Below are 17824 nucleotides of genomic sequence, written 5' to 3'. Positions count from 1 at the left end.
AGGTTGGCAAGGGGCCAAGCAATCTCTACAATACGCCCTCGCTGCAGATCAGGGGCCATAGCTCAGCTGGGAGAGCGCAACACTGGCAGTGTTGAGGTCGGCGGTTCGATCCCGCCTGGCTCCACCAAAACTGTCCCCATCGTCTAGAGGCCTAGGACACTGCCCTTTCACGGCAGCGACAGGGGTTCGAATCCCCTTGGGGACGCCATTACGGCAGAAGCCGCCCACCGCAAGGTCGGGCGGCTTTTTTTTGCTTCGAACAAGGGCCACCAGGCCGAGCGCCGGGCACGGCGGTCGAACGCGATGCCACGCCGCCCTCGCGCAGACATCATCAACGCGCGTGGCTGCACCCGCCTGTCGTCGTTCCAGCGCGACCCTTACCCAATCCAGGCGTGCTTGGCTAACACGCTGACTTCAAGCGCTAAAGCCGTAGCTGGCTCGACCCGTACCAGAACCCCGCGCAATGTGCGCGCTGTGCATGTTCCCCATGCGCCTATAGTCGGCTCGACACCTCAACGACCCGCGCGCTAAATTAAAGCCTGTTTTCCCAGTGAATGCGTTGCTGTAATGGATTATTCCCGCCCGAGCCAGATTGACGACGACGCCTACCGCGGTGTTCTCGAAACCTACCGCTGTAACGAGGCCGAGCAAGTCAATCGACTGATCGAAATCGCCCGGCTGTCGCCGCATACCAGCCGGCGCGTGGAAGCCGAGGCGGCCAAGCTGGTACAGGCGGTACGCAAGAAAAACGCGCACGGCAGCGGTATCGACGCGTTCATGCACGAATACGAGCTATCCAGCCAGGAAGGCGTGGTGCTCATGTGTCTGGCCGAAGCACTGCTGCGTATTCCGGATGCGACCACCGTGGATCGTCTGATCGATGACAAGATCGGCGGTTCGAACTGGGAATCGCATCTGGGCGAGTCCAAATCCTGGTTCGTGAATGCCTCGACGTGGGGCCTGATGCTCACCGGCCGTATTCTGCGCTACGAGGATTCACCGCAACGCAACTTCCGCAGCGTGCTGCAACGACTGGTCAAACGCAGCGGCGAGCCGTTCATCCGTCAGGCGGTAAGCCAGGCGATGCGCATCATGGGCAAGCAGTTCGTGATGGGCCGCACCATCGAGGAAGCGATCAGCAACGCCAAATCTCTGGAACGGCGCGGCTACACCTACTCCTACGACATGCTCGGCGAAGCCGCGCGTACCGATGGCGATGCGCAGCGTTACTTCGATGACTACTGGCATGCCATCGAAGAATGCGGCAAGGCCAGCCGCGGCCTGGGCCCGGAAAAATCCCCGGGCGTGTCGGTCAAGCTCTCGGCCCTGCACGCCCGCTACGAGCTCAGCCACCGCGTGCGCGTGCACCGGGAGCTGTTGCCGCGCCTGCTCAAGCTGGCCCGCCTGGCGGCCAAGCATAATATCAACATGACCATCGACGCCGAGGAAGCCGCGCGTCTCGATCTGTCGCTGGAACTGTTCGCCTGTGTTTCCCAGGAAGACGATCTCGCCGATTGGCAGGGCCTCGGTCTGGCCGTTCAGGCCTACCAAAAACGCGCGCTCGACGTGATCGACTGGCTGGCCGACCTGGGCCGCCGCCATAACCGACGCATCATGATTCGTCTGGTCAAGGGCGCCTACTGGGATACCGAAATCAAGCGGGCTCAGGAAGCCGGTGTCGACGGCTATCCGGTATTCACCCGCAAGATGAACACCGATGTGTCCTTTCTGGCCTGTGCACAGCACATCCTCGACGCATCCGACGTGTTCTACGGCCAGTTCGCCACCCATAACGCGCATACGCTGGCCTATATCCGCCAGGCCGTCGGCGAGCGCACCGATTTCGAGTTCCAGCGTCTGCACGGCATGGGCGAGGAGCTGTATGAAGAAATCGTGGAAAAAGGCGAGCGTCGCGCGGCCTGTCGTATCTATGCGCCGGTCGGCGCGCACGAAGACCTGCTGGCCTATCTGGTCCGACGCCTGCTTGAAAACGGCGCTAACAGCTCGTTCGTCAATCGTCTGGTCGACGAAGACGAGCCGGTCGAAGACATCGTGGCCGATCCGGTTTTCGCCGCCGAAAAACAGGACCAGGCCCAGCATCCGCGTATCCCCCTGCCCCATAACTTGTATGGCGAACGCCGCCCGAACGCCAAGGGCGTGGATCTATCCGACATTCGCGAGCTGGATGCGCTGGCCGAGGGCATGCGCGCCGCGGACGCACAAACCTGGCGCGGCGTGCCGTTGCTCGGCGAGAACAAAACCAGTTTCGACGATCGCAGCGCAGTGGCGGTGAAGTCCCCCGCGGACAACGACATCAGCGTAGGTGATGTCGTCTGGGCCAACGAAGACGACATCGAAACAGCACTGGCCGGCGCCGCTGCGGCCGCCGATCGCTGGAGCGCAACCCAGGGCCGCGAGCGCGCGGCCATACTGCGCCGCTATGCCGACCTGCTCGAGAGTCATACCGCCGAGTTGATCGCGCTGTGCGCGCGCGAGGCCGGCAAGAATATCGGCGACGGCGTGGCCGAAGTCCGCGAAGCGGTGGATTTCTGTCGTTATTACGCTTGCCAGATCGAAGACGAATTCGATGGCGAGATGCTGCTGCCCGGGCCGACTGGTGAGCGCAACACCTATCGGCTGGTCGGCCGCGGCGTGTTCGTATGCATCTGCCCTTGGAACTTCCCGCTGGCCATCTTCACCGGGCAGGTCACTGCGGCGCTGGCGGCCGGCAATGCCGTGATCGCCAAACCCGCCGAACAGACCTGTCTGATCGGCTATCGTGCCATTCAGTTGATGCATGAAGCCGGCGTACCGCGCGACGTGCTGTATTTCCTGCCCGGCGACGGCCCCTCGGTGGGCGCCAAGCTGGTCGCCGATCAGCGTGTATCGGGCATTGCCTTTACCGGATCGCTGGCCACAGCCAAGGCCATCAACAAGACCCTGGCCGAGCGCGACGGCCCGCTCATTCCGATGATCGCCGAAACGGGCGGCCAGAACGCGATGATCGTGGACTCCTCCGCGCTCATCGAACAGGTAGTGGCCGATGTCATCCGCTCGGGCTTTCAGAGCGCCGGCCAGCGTTGCTCCGCGCTGCGCGTGCTCTATGTCCAGAATGATATCGCCGATACCCTGCTGACCATGCTCTCCGGCGCAATGGCCGAACTGTCGATCGGCGACCCGTGGAAGCTGTCGACCGATGTCACGCCGGTCATCGATGCCGAAGCCCGGGATGGCCTGGCCGACTATGCCGAAAAAGCCAAGCAGAAGCTCGATACCATCTATGCCTGCACGCCGCCCGAGGGCAACGGCACCTATTTCGCGCCGCGCGCCCTCGAGCTGAAAAGCATCGACGACCTCGGCGACGAGCAGTTCGGCCCGATCGTGCATGTGATCCGCTACGAAGCCGAAGACATAGACAAGGTCGTGGATCAGATCAACAGCCTGGGTTACGGGCTGACGTTTGGTATCCACAGCCGTATCGATACCACGGTCGAACGCGTGGTACGCCGGATCAAGGTCGGCAATGCCTATGTGAACCGCAACATGATCGGCGCGGTCGTGGGCGTGCATCCGTTCGGCGGCGAAGGCCTATCCGGCACCGGCCCGAAAGCCGGCGGCCCGCACTACCTGCACCGCTTCGCCACCGAGCGTGCCATCAGCCGCGATACCACCGCCGCTGGCGGCAATGCCTCGCTGATGTCGCTGGAAGAAGACGAACCGGCCGATCACCAGTTCGTGACGCCGGAGCCGCAGCGCTACGCATAAGCGCCGGCGGCCTACGACAGCCCCGTCGGTCAGTGCGCGCTTCGCGCGTGGGCCGGCGGGGCTTTTTTTTGCGACGAATCGCGCGTTGCGCCGTTCAGCTCGCATGTTTTGAATCGTTGGGACGACAGACTGTCGCGACAACGTCGCGATTGCGTCATAAGCCAGCGCGTCCATGGCACGGCTGTACGCATGTCTGACTAACCCTTCGAGCCGTTACCCCACCAGGCCAACCAAGGCGACGACCTGGCACGGGTCAGCCGGCGCCGAGCGCATAGCCGCCTGTCCGCCAGCTCTCACGCGAGCGCGCTCAGCCGGCTGCGGGCCGCCCATCGAGCCGGGCGGAATTAGTATTCGAGCGCCATGCACGCAGGCATAAAAAAGCCGGGCCATGACTGGCCCGGCGCTTTCAAACCCGCATCCCGGTTGCGATCAGGCTTTTTCGATGGCCCGGTATTCACCGCTGGACTGTGTGGCAAGACTTACTGCATAGATCGCCAACCACGACACGACAAAGCCGGGAATGATCTCGTAGATGCCGGGCCCGCCCAGGAAGCTGCTATTCCAGCCCATCGAGATCCATACCAGCACGGTGACCGCACCGCTGACCAGCCCCGCCACGGCACCGGTCCCGGACATCCGCGACCAGGTCAGCGAAAGAATGATCAGCGGCCCGAAGGCAGCACCGAAACCGGCCCAGGCGTTACTCACCAGCCCTAGCACCTGCGAATTCGGATCACGCGCGATAAAGGCCGCGACCAGGCCCACGATCAGCACGCTGATACGGCCGATCAATACACTTTCGCCTTCGCTGGCATCACGCCGCACGAACAAACGATAGAAGTCCTCGGTCAGCGACGAGGACGCGACCAGCAACTGGCTCGAGATCGTACTCATGATCGCCGCCAGCAGGGCCGCGAACAGAAAGCCCGTTACGAGCGGATGAAACAACAGATCGGCCAACACGATAAAGATGGTTTCCGAATCTTCCACGTCCAGGCCATTGCGTTCGGCATAGGCCCGGCCGAATACGCCCACACAGACCGCGCCGATGAGCGATATACCCATCCAGGTCATGCCGATGTTACGGGCCTTGGGTACGTCGGCCACGCTACGCACGGCCATGAAGCGCACGATGATATGCGGCTGACCAAAATAGCCCAGGCCCCAGGTCACCGCCGAAAGAAAGCCGAAGAACGTCAAACCATTAGTCAAAGACAAAAAGTTGGGATCCACACCGGCCAGGGTTTCCGAGGCCTGGGAGAAACCGCCCCCGCCGCTGCCGAATAGTACGACGGCCGGCATGATGATTAACGCCAGCATCATGATCACGCCCTGGCAGAAGTCGGTGAGGCTCACCGCGAGAAAGCCACCCACTACGGTATAGGCCAGCACCACCGCGAGCGTGCCCCACACGCCGACCTGATAATCGGACAAAGACGCGATATTGACGACTTCGCCAAAGGCGCTCTGAACCAGCTTACCGCCGGCCACCAAACCGGACGCCGTATAGACGGCGAAGAACACCACGATGATGATCGCCGAAACGGTCCGCAGCGCCATCGCCCGGGTGGGGAAACGCTTGGACAAAAACTGGGGAATGGTCAGGCTGTTGTCATAGCGTTCGGTCTGTTCGCGCAGACGCGGCGCCACGATCAGCCAGTTGAAAAACGCCCCCACGAACAGACCGATGCCGATCCAGGCCTCGACCAGCCCGGAGGCATAGAGCGCGCCCGGCAGACCCAGCAACAGCCAGCCGCTCATATCCGAGGCGCCAGCAGAGAGCGCGGCCACCGCCGGACTCAGATTGCGCCCGCCCAGCATGTATTCCTCGGACGATGCCGTGGACTTGCGCCACGCATAAAAACCGATGCCGAGCATCAACGCGAAATACAGGATCAGACTGATCCATACCCCAATAGCCATGCGATTCCCCCTTATAAAAAACAGTCTTACGTCAGTAGCTTTTCATATTCGATTGATACTGGGAAGGTCGACATAGGTCGCGTAGGCCCGGTCGGAAGGCAAAGCGACGTTGTTGCGCAAAACACAATACGTGCCAAATTCGGCACTTAGTGCAAACACCCGCACAAAAAGAAAAGCCGGCGCGAGGCCGGCTTTTCCAGTTCGAAGCGCTCAGTCTTCGAGCGAGGTCACGGTATTACCGTCGAAGTTGAACCCGTAGATACCGTTATAGACGGTATCTGCCGTGTCGTCATAATAGGAGTCGAACGCGCTTTGGCAGTAGCCTTTGTTATCGCGCACGACCACCTGCATGTAGTAGTCGCCGGGACCCGGCACCGTCACGTTTACCGCGTTGCTGGTCAATCCATTCCGTGACGAGACGTCGCCATCGATCACCGGCATCGGGTCATCGTCGGCATCACATTGCACGCTGTTATTGTCCAGATCGGGCGTCGTGCCGAGGCGGACGTCATACACCAGCGAATCGCCCTGAATGTCGTAGGACTCGTCCCAGGTCAGCCGCAGTGTATTGGCCCCGGTGGCTTCGACGCCCATGAATACCGGCATCGGCCGTTCGAGGGTTTCCAGATAAAGATCACGCGCAGCCGTAACCGTGCCCGGTAGCCGATCGATCTCCGCGTTCATCGCAGCCGCAGGATCGGCAGCATCGCCGGTCGGCAGGTACTGCGCGTCTTGGTTAGAGGTCGATATCTGCACGATTTCGTCGATCGGGTAGCTGTCGATCTTAGTCTGGACACTCGCTGGGCTGAGCGGCCCGTTGAACAGAGTATTGACCTTGGTGGTCAACGCCGCTGTATTGCCGTTACGGATATAGCGCTGTACCAGCGGCATGAACCACCAGTTGCTAATTCCTTCCTGCCAACGCGGGCGATCCGCGGCATTCTCGGCAGGCTGGCCGTAGAAATCGAAGGCGCCGTCGTAATCCCAGGGCGTGAAATAGAACTGGTCGATCTGCGAAGGCCGGTAGAGATAGTAGTTCTGGGTATTGGAGTCCGCATTCGCCAGCAGGATGTTGATACTCAGCCAGGTCTCGAAATTGTCGCGGTTGAAATAACGTGTCAGGACATTGTTGAAGTTATTGCCCTCGTCATTCAGAGCGCGAAGCATTTCCCGAAGTTTGGCCGGATCCTCATCGTCACCCTTGGACTCCAGCACGGTTTCGAAGGCATCCGAGTCCACCGGTTCAAGCAGCTCCGGTGTTTCTTCGAGCGACTGGAACGAGAACTCCTCCGTCTTGAAGATATTCGATTCTTCTTCCTGGCCGTGATAGCGCGCCCACTTGTCGTCCATGTACTCGACATTGGTGAACAGACCGGCATCCTGTGTTACGTCACTGTTATCCGGGTCGGATTCGTCGATTAGAAAAACATGCACGAACTGGGTTCGCAGGCTGGGAAAGTTTTCGATGTCCCGAAACAGGTCGAACGCCAGCTTGTTACGAATACGGCTCAGATCGTAGGGGTGCTTGTTGAGCTGTAGCCGCTCCATCTCGAACCAGTCGTTGGCATATTCGTCGTTGTCGTCGTCAACGAACTCGACCTTGTACGACTTCTGCTTGCTTAACCGGCTGGTGGCACCGCGGACTTCGACCTCGTCGGAAAACAGCGTCAAATCGGCACTCGGAATCGTGACAACAGCTCTTAATTCCGGGTCGAACGCATCATCACCATCGGTATCACCCAAGTCATCCGGGTTATCCCCACCGTTTAGATCAGCCAGCGTACAGCCGCTGTAGTCCTCTTCGTCCACGTCGGGCGTGGCCGGATCATCGCCCTGACAAGGCCCGCCGGGATTCGTTGGCGCGAGGATTCGCACATCGATATCCAGGATCTCGCTATCGTCGGGGTTGGCATAAATATTCGGCGTGTCCGGACCCGGGTCGACGATATGACCGTTCGCATCCAGGCCACGTACCGATACCGGGTCTGTGGGCTGGTTCGGCGTGCCGCCGCCACCGTTGCCGCCACCCCCATCGTCGTCGGAGCCCCCACCGCCGCTGCCACAAGCACTCAGTGCGCCGACGAGCGCAACAGCGATCAACGGCCGCGCGTACGGGCCGCGAAGCAAACATTCAAGCATTTTGTTCCCCCTGGGTATGAACGGACAGCACGCCATCGCTTTCTATAGCACGGCGGATCGTTGCCCGATAGTACTGCATCATGAAAGATTACCGGCAAACGACTCGAGCATTTTGACAGTGCGATCGAGCGCGCCGGCACGCTCGCGCACAAGTCGTCGGCCGGCCTCACCGGCCGCGCGTGCCTGTGATGGGTCGGCCAACCACGCCGCCAGCGCCACCGTTAATTGCGCTGGCGTATCGCATACCCGCGCCGCGCCGACGGCGGCCAGTGCGTCCACAATATCGCGCCATTCGCGCACATACGGGCCGACACACAACGGACAGGCCTGGGCCGCGGCTTCGAGCACGTTATGGCCCTCGATACCAGGCACCAGACTACCGCCCACCAGCGCGACGTCGGCTGCGGCATAGAACAACGGCACCTCGCCAAAGGTGTCGGCCAGCACGATCTCGGTATCGGGCGTTACGGGCTGCTGCGAACTTCGCCGGGCGAAACCATGCCCGCGGGCGCTTAGCAACTCGGCAACCGCTTCGAAGCGCTGCGGGTGTCGCGGCGCGATGACGAGCAATAGCGACGGAAATCGCTCACGCAGGCTCGCCCAGGCATCGAGCACCCGGACCTCTTCACCTTCGTGCGTACTGGCCGCCACCCAGATCGGGCGCTGGCCGGCGTGCCATGCGTCGCGCAAGTCCCGGGCACCAACGTCGTCTGCGCCGGCGGCGACTGTGTCATATTTGAGATTGCCAATGGCATGGGTGCGATCCGCACGGGCACCCAGGGCGACGAATCGCTGCGCATGCGCATGGCTGGCCGCGCCAATCGCCGCGAGCGAGGCCAGCATGTTGGCAACCGTTGCCCGCCATAACGCAAAGCGATAACGCGACGCCGAACGCGACGAAATACTCGCATTGACCAGCGCCACCGGTACGGCGTAACGCCGGGCTGCCGCGAGCAGGTTCGGCCAGAGTTCGGTTTCGGCAATCACGGCCAGACCGGGGCGCGTGGCGCGCATGAAGCGTCGTGTTGCGCCGCGCGTATCGAGCGGTACATAACGACAATAAACCGTATCCGCGAATACGCGCTCGATGTGCGCACGTCCGGTCGGCGTCATGGTCGTGACCAGAATCGCACGCTGCGCATGATCGCGCTGCAAGCGCTGAATCAGCGGCGTGACCAGCACGGCCTCGCCGACAGAGGCCGCATGCACCCAGATCGCGCCTGTCGGCACGCCACGTACCTGCCCCAACCGTTCGCGCCAATGTTGGCGATAGGCCGGTTCACGGCGCCCGCGCCAAAAGAAGTAGGCGAGCACCCCGGGCAAGGCGCCCCAGGTGAATAACGTATACAGTCCGCGCACCAGCCGATCAGCGAGCGCCGCCGCCAGGCCATTCGGGCGCGAACCGGCGGCGCGCTGTGTGTTCACCGCGGCTTGGCCGTGTCGCCCTGCATGCGTTCGATGATCGATGTCGTTGAATAGCCATCGACGAATTCGAGCACGCGCACCTCGCCACCGGCCGCGCGTACGCACTCGCCCCCGGCGATCTGATCGGGCGTGTAGTCGCCGCCCTTGACCAGCACATCGGGCAGGATCCGACAAATCACCCGTTCCGGCGTATCCTCGGAAAACGCCACCACCCAATCCACCGCAGCCAGACCACGCAACACCTGCATCCGGTGGTCGAGATCGTTGAGCGGGCGGCTTGGCCCTTTCAGACGGCGTACCGAAGCATCGTCGTTGACGGCCACGATCAACCAGTCGCCGAGCGCGCGGGCGGCTTCGAGATAGGCGATATGCCCCGGATGGAGCAGATCGAAACAGCCATTGGTCATGACCACACGTTCGCCGCGGGCACGCCGCTGGGCCACGATCGCAGCCAGCTCGTCTTCATCCACGACGCCGCGGCGCCCTTGGCGCTGGCTATGGGCGGCCTGCTTGAGTTCACCGGGGGTGACCGTGGCGGTGCCGAGCTTGGCGACCACGATGCCGGCGCCGAGATTGGCGATCGCGGCCGCGTCGGCCAGCGACATGTCGGCGCCCAGCCCGGCGCCCAGCAAGGCGATCACGGTATCCCCGGCGCCGGTCACATCGAAGACTTCCTGTGCCTGGGCGGGCAGATGTAAATGGCCGGCTTCGGCGAACAGACTCATGCCTTTTTCACTGCGGGTGACCAACAGGGCATCGATACCCAGACGCGTACGCAGGGCATCGGCTTCGCGCTCCAAAGACGCGTCGTCGCCGATCGCCCCCACCACCGCTTCGAACTCATGCAGGTTCGGGGTGATCAGATGCGCGCCGGCATAACGCTGCCAGTCGCTGCCCTTGGGGTCCACGAGCACCGGAATACCGCGTTCACGCGCCGTTGCGATAATCGACTGTACGTCGGCGAGTGTGCCCTTGCCATAGTCCGAACAGATCACGACATCGGTGTGTGCCAGCGCGGCTTCATAGCGCGCCACAAGCTGCGCGCGGTTGAAGGCCCCGTCGAGGGCGAACGATTTTTCGAAGTCCAGGCGAATGAGCTGCTGGTTGCGGCTCATCACGCGCAGCTTGGCGATCGTCGGATGGCTATCGCTGGTGATCAGATCGGCGACCACACCCGCCTGCTCGAGCAGCCCGCGGGTCGCACTGCCCGGCTCGTCCTCGCCGATCACGCCAATCAACCGGGTCTGCGCACCCACGCGAGCCAGATTGAGCGCGACATTGGCCGCCCCGCCCAGACGGCGCTCTTCGTCGGCAATACGCACCACGGGCACGGGGGCTTCCGGTGAAATGCGGCCAGTATCACCGTACCAGTAGCGGTCGAGCATGATGTCGCCCACCACGAGGACGCGCGCGTTTTCGAACGAAGGAACCGTGAGCATGCTTTCACCGGACGAACAATTCGCGCATCATACAAACCCTTGTGCGCGCTGTGTAGCGCGCGACCCACGACCTGATTCTCGTTCGTGCCTATGATCGCCGACCGACTGCTGCGGGCTGCTTTGCATGGCTAGCCCCGCCCCGGAGCAAGATCCCCAATCCCCGTCCTTGAGCAGCCCCCGTTACTGGCCGAGCTGGCTGCTGATGGGCCTGGGTTGGCTGCTCGCCCGGCTGCCCTATCGCCTGCAGATGGGCCTGGGCAAGCGATTCGGTGACCTCGCCTATCACCTGATCGGCGAGCGGCGGCGTATCGCCGAGGTCAATCTGCGGCTGTGTTTCCCCGAGCTGGATGCCGACGCGCGCCAGCAATTGTTGCGTCGTCATTTCCAGTCCGTGGGCATGGGCGCGATCGAAACCGCGCTGTGCTGGTGGGGCCCGACCGCCAAGATCGAGGCGCTGGCCCATATCGAAGGCCAGGAAAATCTCGAAGCGGCGTGCGCGCGTGGGCGCGGCATCATCCTGCTGTCGGCACATTTCACCTCGCTGGAGCTGGGTGTACGCATGGCCAAGCGCCCGCTGCGCGAACTCGGCTATATCACCACGGCGATGTACAAGGCCCCGCACGACCCAGTGGTCGATCACGTGATGCGCACGCGCCGCGAAGCGCATATCGGCGGCTCCAGCATTCGTGACGATGACGTCAAGGGTCTGCTCAAGGCACTACGCCGCAAGGATGCGGTCTGGTATGCGGCCGATCAGAAACCGCCGAAGCGCCTGGGCACGGTCGTGGACTTCTTCGGCCAGCCGGCGCGTACGCATATCGCGCTCAGCCGGCTGGCGCGCATGAGCAAAGCCAGCGTGGTGCCCTTTTTCACCCTGCGCTGTAACGATGGCAGCGGCTACCGGCTGATCATCCTGCCGGCCATCGAAGATCAGCTGGGCACGGACGAAGCCGAAGACGCCCGCATTATCAACGACATGATCGAAGCGGTCGCACGCCAGGCACCGGAACAGTATTTCTGGCTTCACCAGCGCTTCAAGCTGTCCGATTACAATCCCTACAAGGCGCCGGCCAAAACTGATACATAGCCGCCGCGCAGCGCGCGCCAGTCGGCATCGAGAAAGTTGAACGCCAGCGATGCGTCGCCGAATTTGGTCAGCGAGCGATGAAAACGATCGAGATTGGCCTGGCGCCAGATGCCCGGCGCGCGCAAACGGGCCTTGTCGAAATCGATCAGATGAAACGCGTCCTGCGTATCGACGAGCACATTGCGCGCATTCAGATCGGCATGCCATAAACCCGCGCTATGAAAACGCGCCAGCACGGCGCCAAGCCGTTGCCAGGCGGTCGAGGGCAATGCCTGATCGGCCAGACGATCGGCCAGCGGTTGCGCGGCCGGAATCCGTTGCGTGATGACATCACCCCGATACAGACCCAGGTGCGTGGTCACCCGCGCCGCGATCGGTCGTGGCACTGGCAGTTCGCGGGCGCATAGCGTGGCGATCAGGCGCAGTTCGCGAATCGGCCGGGCGCGCTCGAGGCCGGTGTAGAGAAACCGGTCGTGGTTAACACGTGCCAACGCGCCCCCGCGCCGGTTGTGGCGCAGCACCCACTCCTCGCCATCCAGACCCTGCAGGAAATACGCTGCACCGCGGCCTTCAGCCTCGCCGAGCAGCGCATTACGGGCGCGCCACCATGCCGGATCGAAGTACTGGGAATCGACGCCGTCGACGACGGCGTCGTTCCAGATCATGCATTCGCCATGCGCGCCGCGGTCGATCTGCAACGTCATATCCGACACGCGCGCGGCACGTGCCTTATACGAACGTCAGCCAGTCCGCGTGATCGTCGCGTTTGCCAGTGACCTGATCGAAGTAGCGCGACTGCATGGCCTCGGTGATCGGGCCACGCTTGCCTTCACCAATGGTGCGATCGTCGAGTTCACGCATGGGCGTGACTTCGGCGGCCGTACCGGTCAGAAATGCTTCGTCGGCGATATAGACTTCATCACGGGTGATGGTCTTTTCCCGATAGGGAATGCCCATTTCTTCGGCATAGGTGAGAATCGTACGCCGTGTGATGCCATCCAGCGCGCTGGTCAGATCGGGCGTATAGAGCACCCCGTCGCGCACGATGAACAGATTCTCGCCGCTGCCTTCGGACACGTAGCCATTGCAATCGAGCATCAGCGCTTCGTCGTAACCAGCCTTGTTGGCTTCGGTGACGGCGAGCATGGAATTGAAGTACGGCCCGTTCGCCTTGGCCTTGGTCATAGCCGAATTGACATGATGGCGCGAAAACGACGAGGTCTTCACCCGAATGCCCTTGGTCATGTTCTCTTCGCCGAGATAGCTGCCCCAGGTCCACGCCGCAATGGCCACATGTGCACTCAGATCATGCGCGTGCAGACCCATGGCCTCCGAGCCATAGAAGATGACCGGCCGGATATAGGCGGACTCGAGCTTGTTTTCGCGCACGACCGCGACCTGGGCGGCGTTGAGCTCGTCCTCGCTGTACGGCATGGGCATGCCGAGAATCTTGGCCGAGCGACACAGCCGACGGGTATGGTCGGCCAGCCGGAAAATCGCCGTACCGCGATCGGTGTTGTAGGCGCGTACGCCCTCGAACGCGCCCATGCCGTAATGCAGGGTATGCGTGAGTACGTGGATCTTGGCATCGCGCCAGTCGACGAGTTCGCCGTCGAACCAGATCAGGCCATCGCGGTCGGCCATGGAAGTCATGCGCTTTTCTCCTGTTACGCGGACAGCGGCGCGCCGCATGAATACGGCGCGGCCGGGTATTTGACCATACCCGCGCCCTTGCAGGCCAGCCTATTCGGTGTATAGCGCAGCTAGCCGGTCGCGTTGAGTGCCCGGTCAGCGTCGCCCCGCTCGGCAAGCCAGTCCAGATAGCGAGCCACGCCCTCGCCGACCGTGGCAAAGGCCGGGCCATAGCCGGCCGCGCGCAGGGCATCGATATTGGCCTGGGTGAAGCTCTGGTAGCGCCCGACCAGCGACTGCGGAAACGCGATATAGCGTTTTTCGCCGCGGCCATACCAGTCGATCACCGCATCGGCGACGTCGTTGAAGGTCTGGCTGCGCCCGGTACCGCAATTGAAGATGCCGGACACGCCCGAGTCGAGCAGCCACAGATTGACATCGACACAGTCGCCGACATAGACGAAGTCGCGGCGCTGTTCGCCGTCGCCATAGCCTTCAGCGCCTTCGAACAGCCGGCAAACGCCCTCGGCTTCGATCTGGCGCGAAAAATGCCAGGCAACGCTCGCCATCTTGCCCTTGTGCTGTTCACGTGGGCCGTAGACATTGAAATAGCGCAGCCCGGCCACCTGCGAGCGGGTTCTGGCCGATTGCGCACGCACGTACTGATCGAAGGCGAACTTCGAAAACGCGTACATATTGAGCGGACGCTCGGCATCGCGTTGTTCGACGAAATCCGGGCCCATGCCGTAGACCGACGCCGACGAGGCATAGATGAACGGAATTTCACGGGCCACGCACCAGTCGTGCAGACTCTTGGAATAGCGATAGTTGCGCGCCATGACGTAGCGTCCGTCCCATTCGGTGGTGTCCGAACAGGCGCCCTGATGGAACACCGCGCGAATGTCGCCGAGCTCGTCGCCGGCTTCCACACGCGCGATCAGATCGTCGTATTCCAGATAATCGCTGAAGTCCAGATCGGCGAGATTCAGGCATTTGTGGCCATCGGACATGTCATCGACGATGAGAATGTCACGCTCGCCGCGGGCATTGAGCCCCGCCACGATATTGCTGCCGATGAAGCCCGCGGCCCCGGTTACGATGATCACTGGCCCGTATCTCCGTTGTGTTCGTTGCTTGGATCGATGCCCGCGATATCGTCGGCCACGCCCAGATCCAGGCCCAGGGCGCGATACCAGCGCACATAGCGATCGGCCATCGCGGCGGCAGTATACGCGAGCGATTTCTGCCCTGCCGCGTTCGCCAGACGCCGCGCCAGCGCCGGGTCGGCGCGCAAACGCTTTAGTGCCTTGGCCAGCGCAGCGGCGTCACGGGGCGCCACCAACAGCCCGTCCACGCCATCGGCCACGATATCGGGAATGCCGTCGACATCGCTGGCCACGATCGGTAGGCCGGCATGCATGGCGTCGAGCAGTGCCGACCCCAGGCCTTCATGGACCGACGGAAAGGCAAAGATATCGAACGCCGCCAGATGATCGCCGACATTATCGACATGGCCGGTAAAACGAATCGCCGGATTGTCGCCCGCCAGCTCGCGCAACATCGCCTCATCACGCCCGCCGCCTACGAACACGAACCGCCAACTGGCGTCGACGGCACTTAGTTCATGGGCCGCCGCGATCAGATCGCGCTGGCCCTTCTGGCTATCGTCGAGCGCGCCGACGTGGCCCACCACGCAATCGCCGCCGAACTCGGCGCGCAACGCCGCCACATCGGGATGCGAGGTATGAAACTCGCCGCAGGCACTGGGAATACGCACGGTGGCAAGCCCCGGAAAGCGCGCTTGCAGAATGCGGTCTATCGCCCGCGATAATACGGCCACGCCGAGCGCCTGTCGGTACATGCGCCGGGTCGTCCAACTGTTCGAGGGCGCATTGTCGACCCGCCGGGTAAACACATAATCGCAGCCCACGAGCGTATGCGCGGCATGCGCAAAATGCGCGCCCTTGCCATCGTGTGCATGCAGAAAATCGCCGCGCACCAAGCGGGCATTCAGGGCAAACGGCTTGGCGATCGGCAAGCGTTCGAGATTGGGCACATCGGCGAGCCGTTCGAACAGCACCTCACCACGACGCACCACCACGCGCTGCGACACACCGCGTGCGGCCAGCTCGCGAATCAACAATTCGGTCTGGCGTTCGCCGCCGCGAAAACCGCGGGCGAGATTGACATGGGTTAACCGCGGTTGCGTCATATCGATAGGGTCACGGGTCATGTTCAAGCGCGGTCGAAACCGTCGCACGCCGCGCTACGCAGCGGCGCGCTCTCGCGCGAATGCGGCCACCGACGTTGCGCAGAGCTTGCGCCCGAGCTGCGTAGAACTCAAATGGCTGGACAATCGCTGCGCGAACACTTGCCACTCTGCTGGCGAGATGAAATCCCGCGAGGTATACGCCAACTGCCGCAACGAGCCATCGAAACGGCGCCGCAAAACCTCCGCGCGTGCGCTATAGCGTAGATCGTTATCGACCCATATCAAGTCTGGATATGACGCATTCGGCCGCGCCGCATCCGTTCTCGGCAGCACCACATTTTCCAGGTGACAGTCCTTGTGATGCCAACCGTTGCGGTAGAGCCTGGCGATATCCTGTGCGATACGATCGATCAGCAGCGCTCGGCCGTGCTCGTCGGTAAGCCGGCGCAGCACCACGCGAAGCGTATCGTGCGCGGGCAGTTCGTCCATGAACAGCAGCGACTCCAGTCGCGACCAGGGCATCAGGCGTATCCCGTAGCCGATCAACGTTGCGGTCCGTATGCCGAGTCGCTGCATGATGCGGTTCGCCGCCATCTCCCGCTTTGCCTGCGCGGCCCAGTACTTGCGTACGTTATCGCGCGGCGCGCTCTTGACCCAGGAAAGTTTGCTTATCAGCGCCGGCTGGCCCGGATGGCGCCTGATACGGGTGTACGATCCCTCGTAAATCGTTTGCGCGTTGGCAAAGTCCGGCTGGCGCAACGCGATGGCTTCGTCCAGCCACCAAACGTCGTTTCGCGCCATGAGCCCGCGGCAGAGCGTCATCGTCATACGCGGCTCAGTCGCCCGCGTCGCCAGGATGCGGTATCAGCGAAATTCGTCATAGAACTCGAGCAATTCGCGGCGCATACGGGCAATCGAATAATCCTGGGCGATCGCTTCGCAGGAGATTCGGCTGCGTTCGCCGGCCGCCCGATTGCGCTCGGCATATTGCTGCATTGCATTGGCGAACCCTTCAATATCGAGGGCGTCCAGCAAGCAGCCAGTTTCCGGGCCCGCGACCATAGCGCGCGCCGCGCCGGTGCGCTCGGAGGCTATAACGGGCAGGCCGGCGGCCATGGCCTCGGCAATGACGATGCCGAATGCTTCATAAAGCGCAGGATGGACCAGCGCATCCGCAGCCCAGAAATATGGACGCACATCGTCTTGCGAGCCCGTGAAATGCGTGCGCGCATCCACGCCGTGTGCGCGCGCCATCCGTTGATAAGCGCCCATACGGCTATCGCGACCGACGACCACAAGATGCGCGCGCGGATCGGTTTTCGCCAACGCGGCGATCGCCGTTTTCACGCCCTTGCGTTCGAAACCGGAACCCACACAAAGAAAAACCGGCGCGTCTTCGGGAATACCGAGCTCTGCACGGGTGCGCCGGCCGATATCGATGGCCGATTCGTCGCGTTTGAAATACGCCACATCAATGCCGTTTTCGATAACCCAGAGCTTCGCTCGACAGTCAGGAAAACGGCGCCTGATGTCATCGCGCACCATATAGGAATTGCAGATCACCGCCTTGAGCTGGTCGCTGGCATACATCTGCTGTTCCATGCGCAGCTTGTCGCGATGATACCCCCCGAAACGCCGCCACCACCGCGCGAGCGGCTCCGCGCCGCGTCGACGCTGATCGAGCCATTCGGCATGGACGCCTCCATCGGCCCGAAAAATATCCACCTGAGGCAAATGAACCTGTGACTGGATGAAATCGACCGACAGCGTGCTGAGCTGGCTTTCGAGCGCACGCACAAATGCCTGTAACCGCCAGCGCCGACCGATAGCGAAGGGCCGACATTCAATCACCTTGACGTTCGCCGGCAGCTCCCCACCCCAGCGCCGGGTCAGCACAACCCATTCCACATCATCCTCGGCCAGTGCATCGAAAACGCTGGACGTAATACGTTCCGTACCCCCGTCGCTACGGTAGCGGTTAAAGATCAGTCCGATGCGAATGCCCATACGGATCAGCTTGCCATGGTCGTGAGGCCCAGCGTCGGGGTAGGAAATCCAGCAGTTGTCCGAAGCGCTTCGATGGCGCGCAATTGTGCCATATACACTGTTCCCAGCGCTGTGCCGGTCGCCCAGCCGTGGCTAAGCGGCTTTTTTATCGTCAAAATATGTTGCTCGGCAACCCCGACTCCAGTCCGTGAGGAG

The 17824-nt window shown here is 62.3% G+C and carries 12 protein-coding genes and 2 tRNA genes; 4 read left to right on the top strand and 10 right to left on the bottom strand.

The genetic code is table 11. The features are described from left to right. Positions 1 to 51: 51 nt before the first annotated feature. The 3 genes from S4A8_RS10655 (at position 52) to putA (ending at position 3765) form a co-directional block, all read left to right on the top strand. A tRNA-Ala gene (locus tag S4A8_RS10655) sits at positions 52 to 127 on the top strand. A 5-nt stretch (positions 128 to 132) separates the two neighbouring features. Further along, positions 133 to 208, top strand: a tRNA-Glu gene (locus S4A8_RS10650). 359 nt (positions 209 to 567) lie between these two features. Further along, positions 568 to 3765, top strand: a complete 3198-nt coding sequence (gene putA, locus S4A8_RS10645) for a bifunctional proline dehydrogenase/L-glutamate gamma-semialdehyde dehydrogenase PutA (protein WP_353220136.1) — start codon at positions 568 to 570, stop codon at positions 3763 to 3765. A gap of 429 nt (positions 3766 to 4194) precedes the next feature. Here the strand turns inward: putA and putP are convergent, their stop codons facing one another. The 4 genes from putP to hldE form a co-directional block, all read right to left on the bottom strand. After that, positions 4195 to 5688, bottom strand: a complete 1494-nt coding sequence (putP, locus tag S4A8_RS10640; protein ID WP_353220135.1) for a sodium/proline symporter PutP — start codon at positions 5686 to 5688, stop codon at positions 4195 to 4197. Positions 5689 to 5898: 210 nt separating this feature from the next. After that, positions 5899 to 7827: a CotH kinase family protein gene (locus S4A8_RS10635; protein ID WP_353220134.1), complete on the bottom strand. Its 1929-nt coding sequence runs from the start codon at positions 7825 to 7827 to the stop codon at positions 5899 to 5901. 78 nt (positions 7828 to 7905) lie between these two features. Continuing rightward, positions 7906 to 9252 carry a 3-deoxy-D-manno-octulosonic acid transferase gene (locus S4A8_RS10630; protein WP_353220133.1) on the bottom strand — a complete coding sequence of 449 codons (1347 nt, stop codon included), beginning with the start codon at positions 9250 to 9252 and terminating at the stop codon, positions 7906 to 7908. Next, the gene (gene hldE, locus S4A8_RS10625) at positions 9249 to 10691 is read right to left on the bottom strand and encodes a bifunctional D-glycero-beta-D-manno-heptose-7-phosphate kinase/D-glycero-beta-D-manno-heptose 1-phosphate adenylyltransferase HldE (RefSeq protein ID WP_353220132.1); all 1443 of its coding nucleotides are present in this window, start codon (positions 10689 to 10691) and stop codon (positions 9249 to 9251) included. Before hldE ends, S4A8_RS10630 begins: the two co-directional genes overlap by 4 nt. A 166-nt stretch (positions 10692 to 10857) precedes the next feature. Here hldE and S4A8_RS10620 point away from each other — a divergent pair, with 166 nt between their 5' ends. After that, on the top strand, positions 10858 to 11778 hold the full coding sequence (locus S4A8_RS10620; protein WP_353220131.1) for a lysophospholipid acyltransferase family protein: 921 nt from the start codon (positions 10858 to 10860) through the stop codon (positions 11776 to 11778). On the opposite strand, the gene S4A8_RS10615 is transcribed toward S4A8_RS10620, so the two are convergent. The 6 genes from S4A8_RS10615 to S4A8_RS10590 all read right to left on the bottom strand — a co-directional run bounded on the left by S4A8_RS10615 (position 11748) and on the right by S4A8_RS10590 (position 17629). Further along, on the bottom strand, positions 11748 to 12482 hold the full coding sequence (locus S4A8_RS10615; protein WP_353220130.1) for a 3-deoxy-D-manno-octulosonic acid kinase: 735 nt from the start codon (positions 12480 to 12482) through the stop codon (positions 11748 to 11750). The two genes, S4A8_RS10620 and S4A8_RS10615, sit on opposite strands and share 31 nt — an antisense overlap. A 25-nt stretch (positions 12483 to 12507) precedes the next feature. Then, positions 12508 to 13431, bottom strand: coding sequence for a branched-chain amino acid transaminase (locus S4A8_RS10610; RefSeq protein ID WP_353220129.1), 924 nt, complete (start codon positions 13429 to 13431; stop codon positions 12508 to 12510). 110 nt (positions 13432 to 13541) lie between these two features. Next, positions 13542 to 14516 carry an ADP-glyceromanno-heptose 6-epimerase gene (gene rfaD, locus S4A8_RS10605; RefSeq protein ID WP_353220128.1) on the bottom strand — a complete coding sequence of 325 codons (975 nt, stop codon included), beginning with the start codon at positions 14514 to 14516 and terminating at the stop codon, positions 13542 to 13544. Beyond that, on the bottom strand, positions 14513 to 15643 hold the full coding sequence (locus S4A8_RS10600; protein WP_353220127.1) for a glycosyltransferase: 1131 nt from the start codon (positions 15641 to 15643) through the stop codon (positions 14513 to 14515). Before S4A8_RS10600 ends, rfaD begins: the two co-directional genes overlap by 4 nt. 33 nt (positions 15644 to 15676) lie before the next feature. Continuing rightward, a complete protein-coding gene (locus S4A8_RS10595) occupies positions 15677 to 16450 on the bottom strand; it encodes a lipopolysaccharide kinase InaA family protein (RefSeq protein WP_353220126.1) in 774 nt (257 codons plus the stop codon). 36 nt (positions 16451 to 16486) lie between these two features. Continuing rightward, the gene (locus S4A8_RS10590) at positions 16487 to 17629 is read right to left on the bottom strand and encodes a glycosyltransferase family 4 protein (protein ID WP_353220125.1); all 1143 of its coding nucleotides are present in this window, start codon (positions 17627 to 17629) and stop codon (positions 16487 to 16489) included. Positions 17630 to 17824: the final 195 nt, after the last annotated feature.

Origin of the sequence: Salinisphaera sp. S4-8 (genome assembly GCF_040361235.1) — a bacterium.
In the GTDB taxonomy this organism is placed as follows: Bacteria; Pseudomonadota; Gammaproteobacteria; order Nevskiales; family Salinisphaeraceae; genus Salinisphaera.
Note: the sequence above shows the minus strand (reverse complement) of the source record. Positions and strands in the feature narration are given on the sequence as shown.

Bases quoted from the DNA above. Each gene is read 5' to 3' on its own strand.
- S4A8_RS10590 (WP_353220125.1), bottom strand. From the start codon at position 17,629: ATGGGCATTCGCATCGGACTGATCTTTAACCGCTACCGTAGCGACGGG.
- putP (WP_353220135.1), bottom strand. From the start codon at position 5,688: ATGGCTATTGGGGTATGGATCAGTCTGATCCTGTATTTCGCGTTGATG.
- S4A8_RS10610 (WP_353220129.1), bottom strand. From the start codon at position 13,431: ATGACTTCCATGGCCGACCGCGATGGCCTGATCTGGTTCGACGGCGAA.
- S4A8_RS10595 (WP_353220126.1), bottom strand. From the start codon at position 16,450: ATGACGATGACGCTCTGCCGCGGGCTCATGGCGCGAAACGACGTTTGG.
- S4A8_RS10600 (WP_353220127.1), bottom strand. From the start codon at position 15,643: ATGACCCGTGACCCTATCGATATGACGCAACCGCGGTTAACCCATGTC.
- S4A8_RS10635 (WP_353220134.1), bottom strand. From the start codon at position 7,827: ATGCTTGAATGTTTGCTTCGCGGCCCGTACGCGCGGCCGTTGATCGCT.
- S4A8_RS10615 (WP_353220130.1), bottom strand. From the start codon at position 12,482: ATGACGTTGCAGATCGACCGCGGCGCGCATGGCGAATGCATGATCTGG.
- hldE (WP_353220132.1), bottom strand. From the start codon at position 10,691: ATGCTCACGGTTCCTTCGTTCGAAAACGCGCGCGTCCTCGTGGTGGGC.
- putA (WP_353220136.1), top strand. From the start codon at position 568: ATGGATTATTCCCGCCCGAGCCAGATTGACGACGACGCCTACCGCGGT.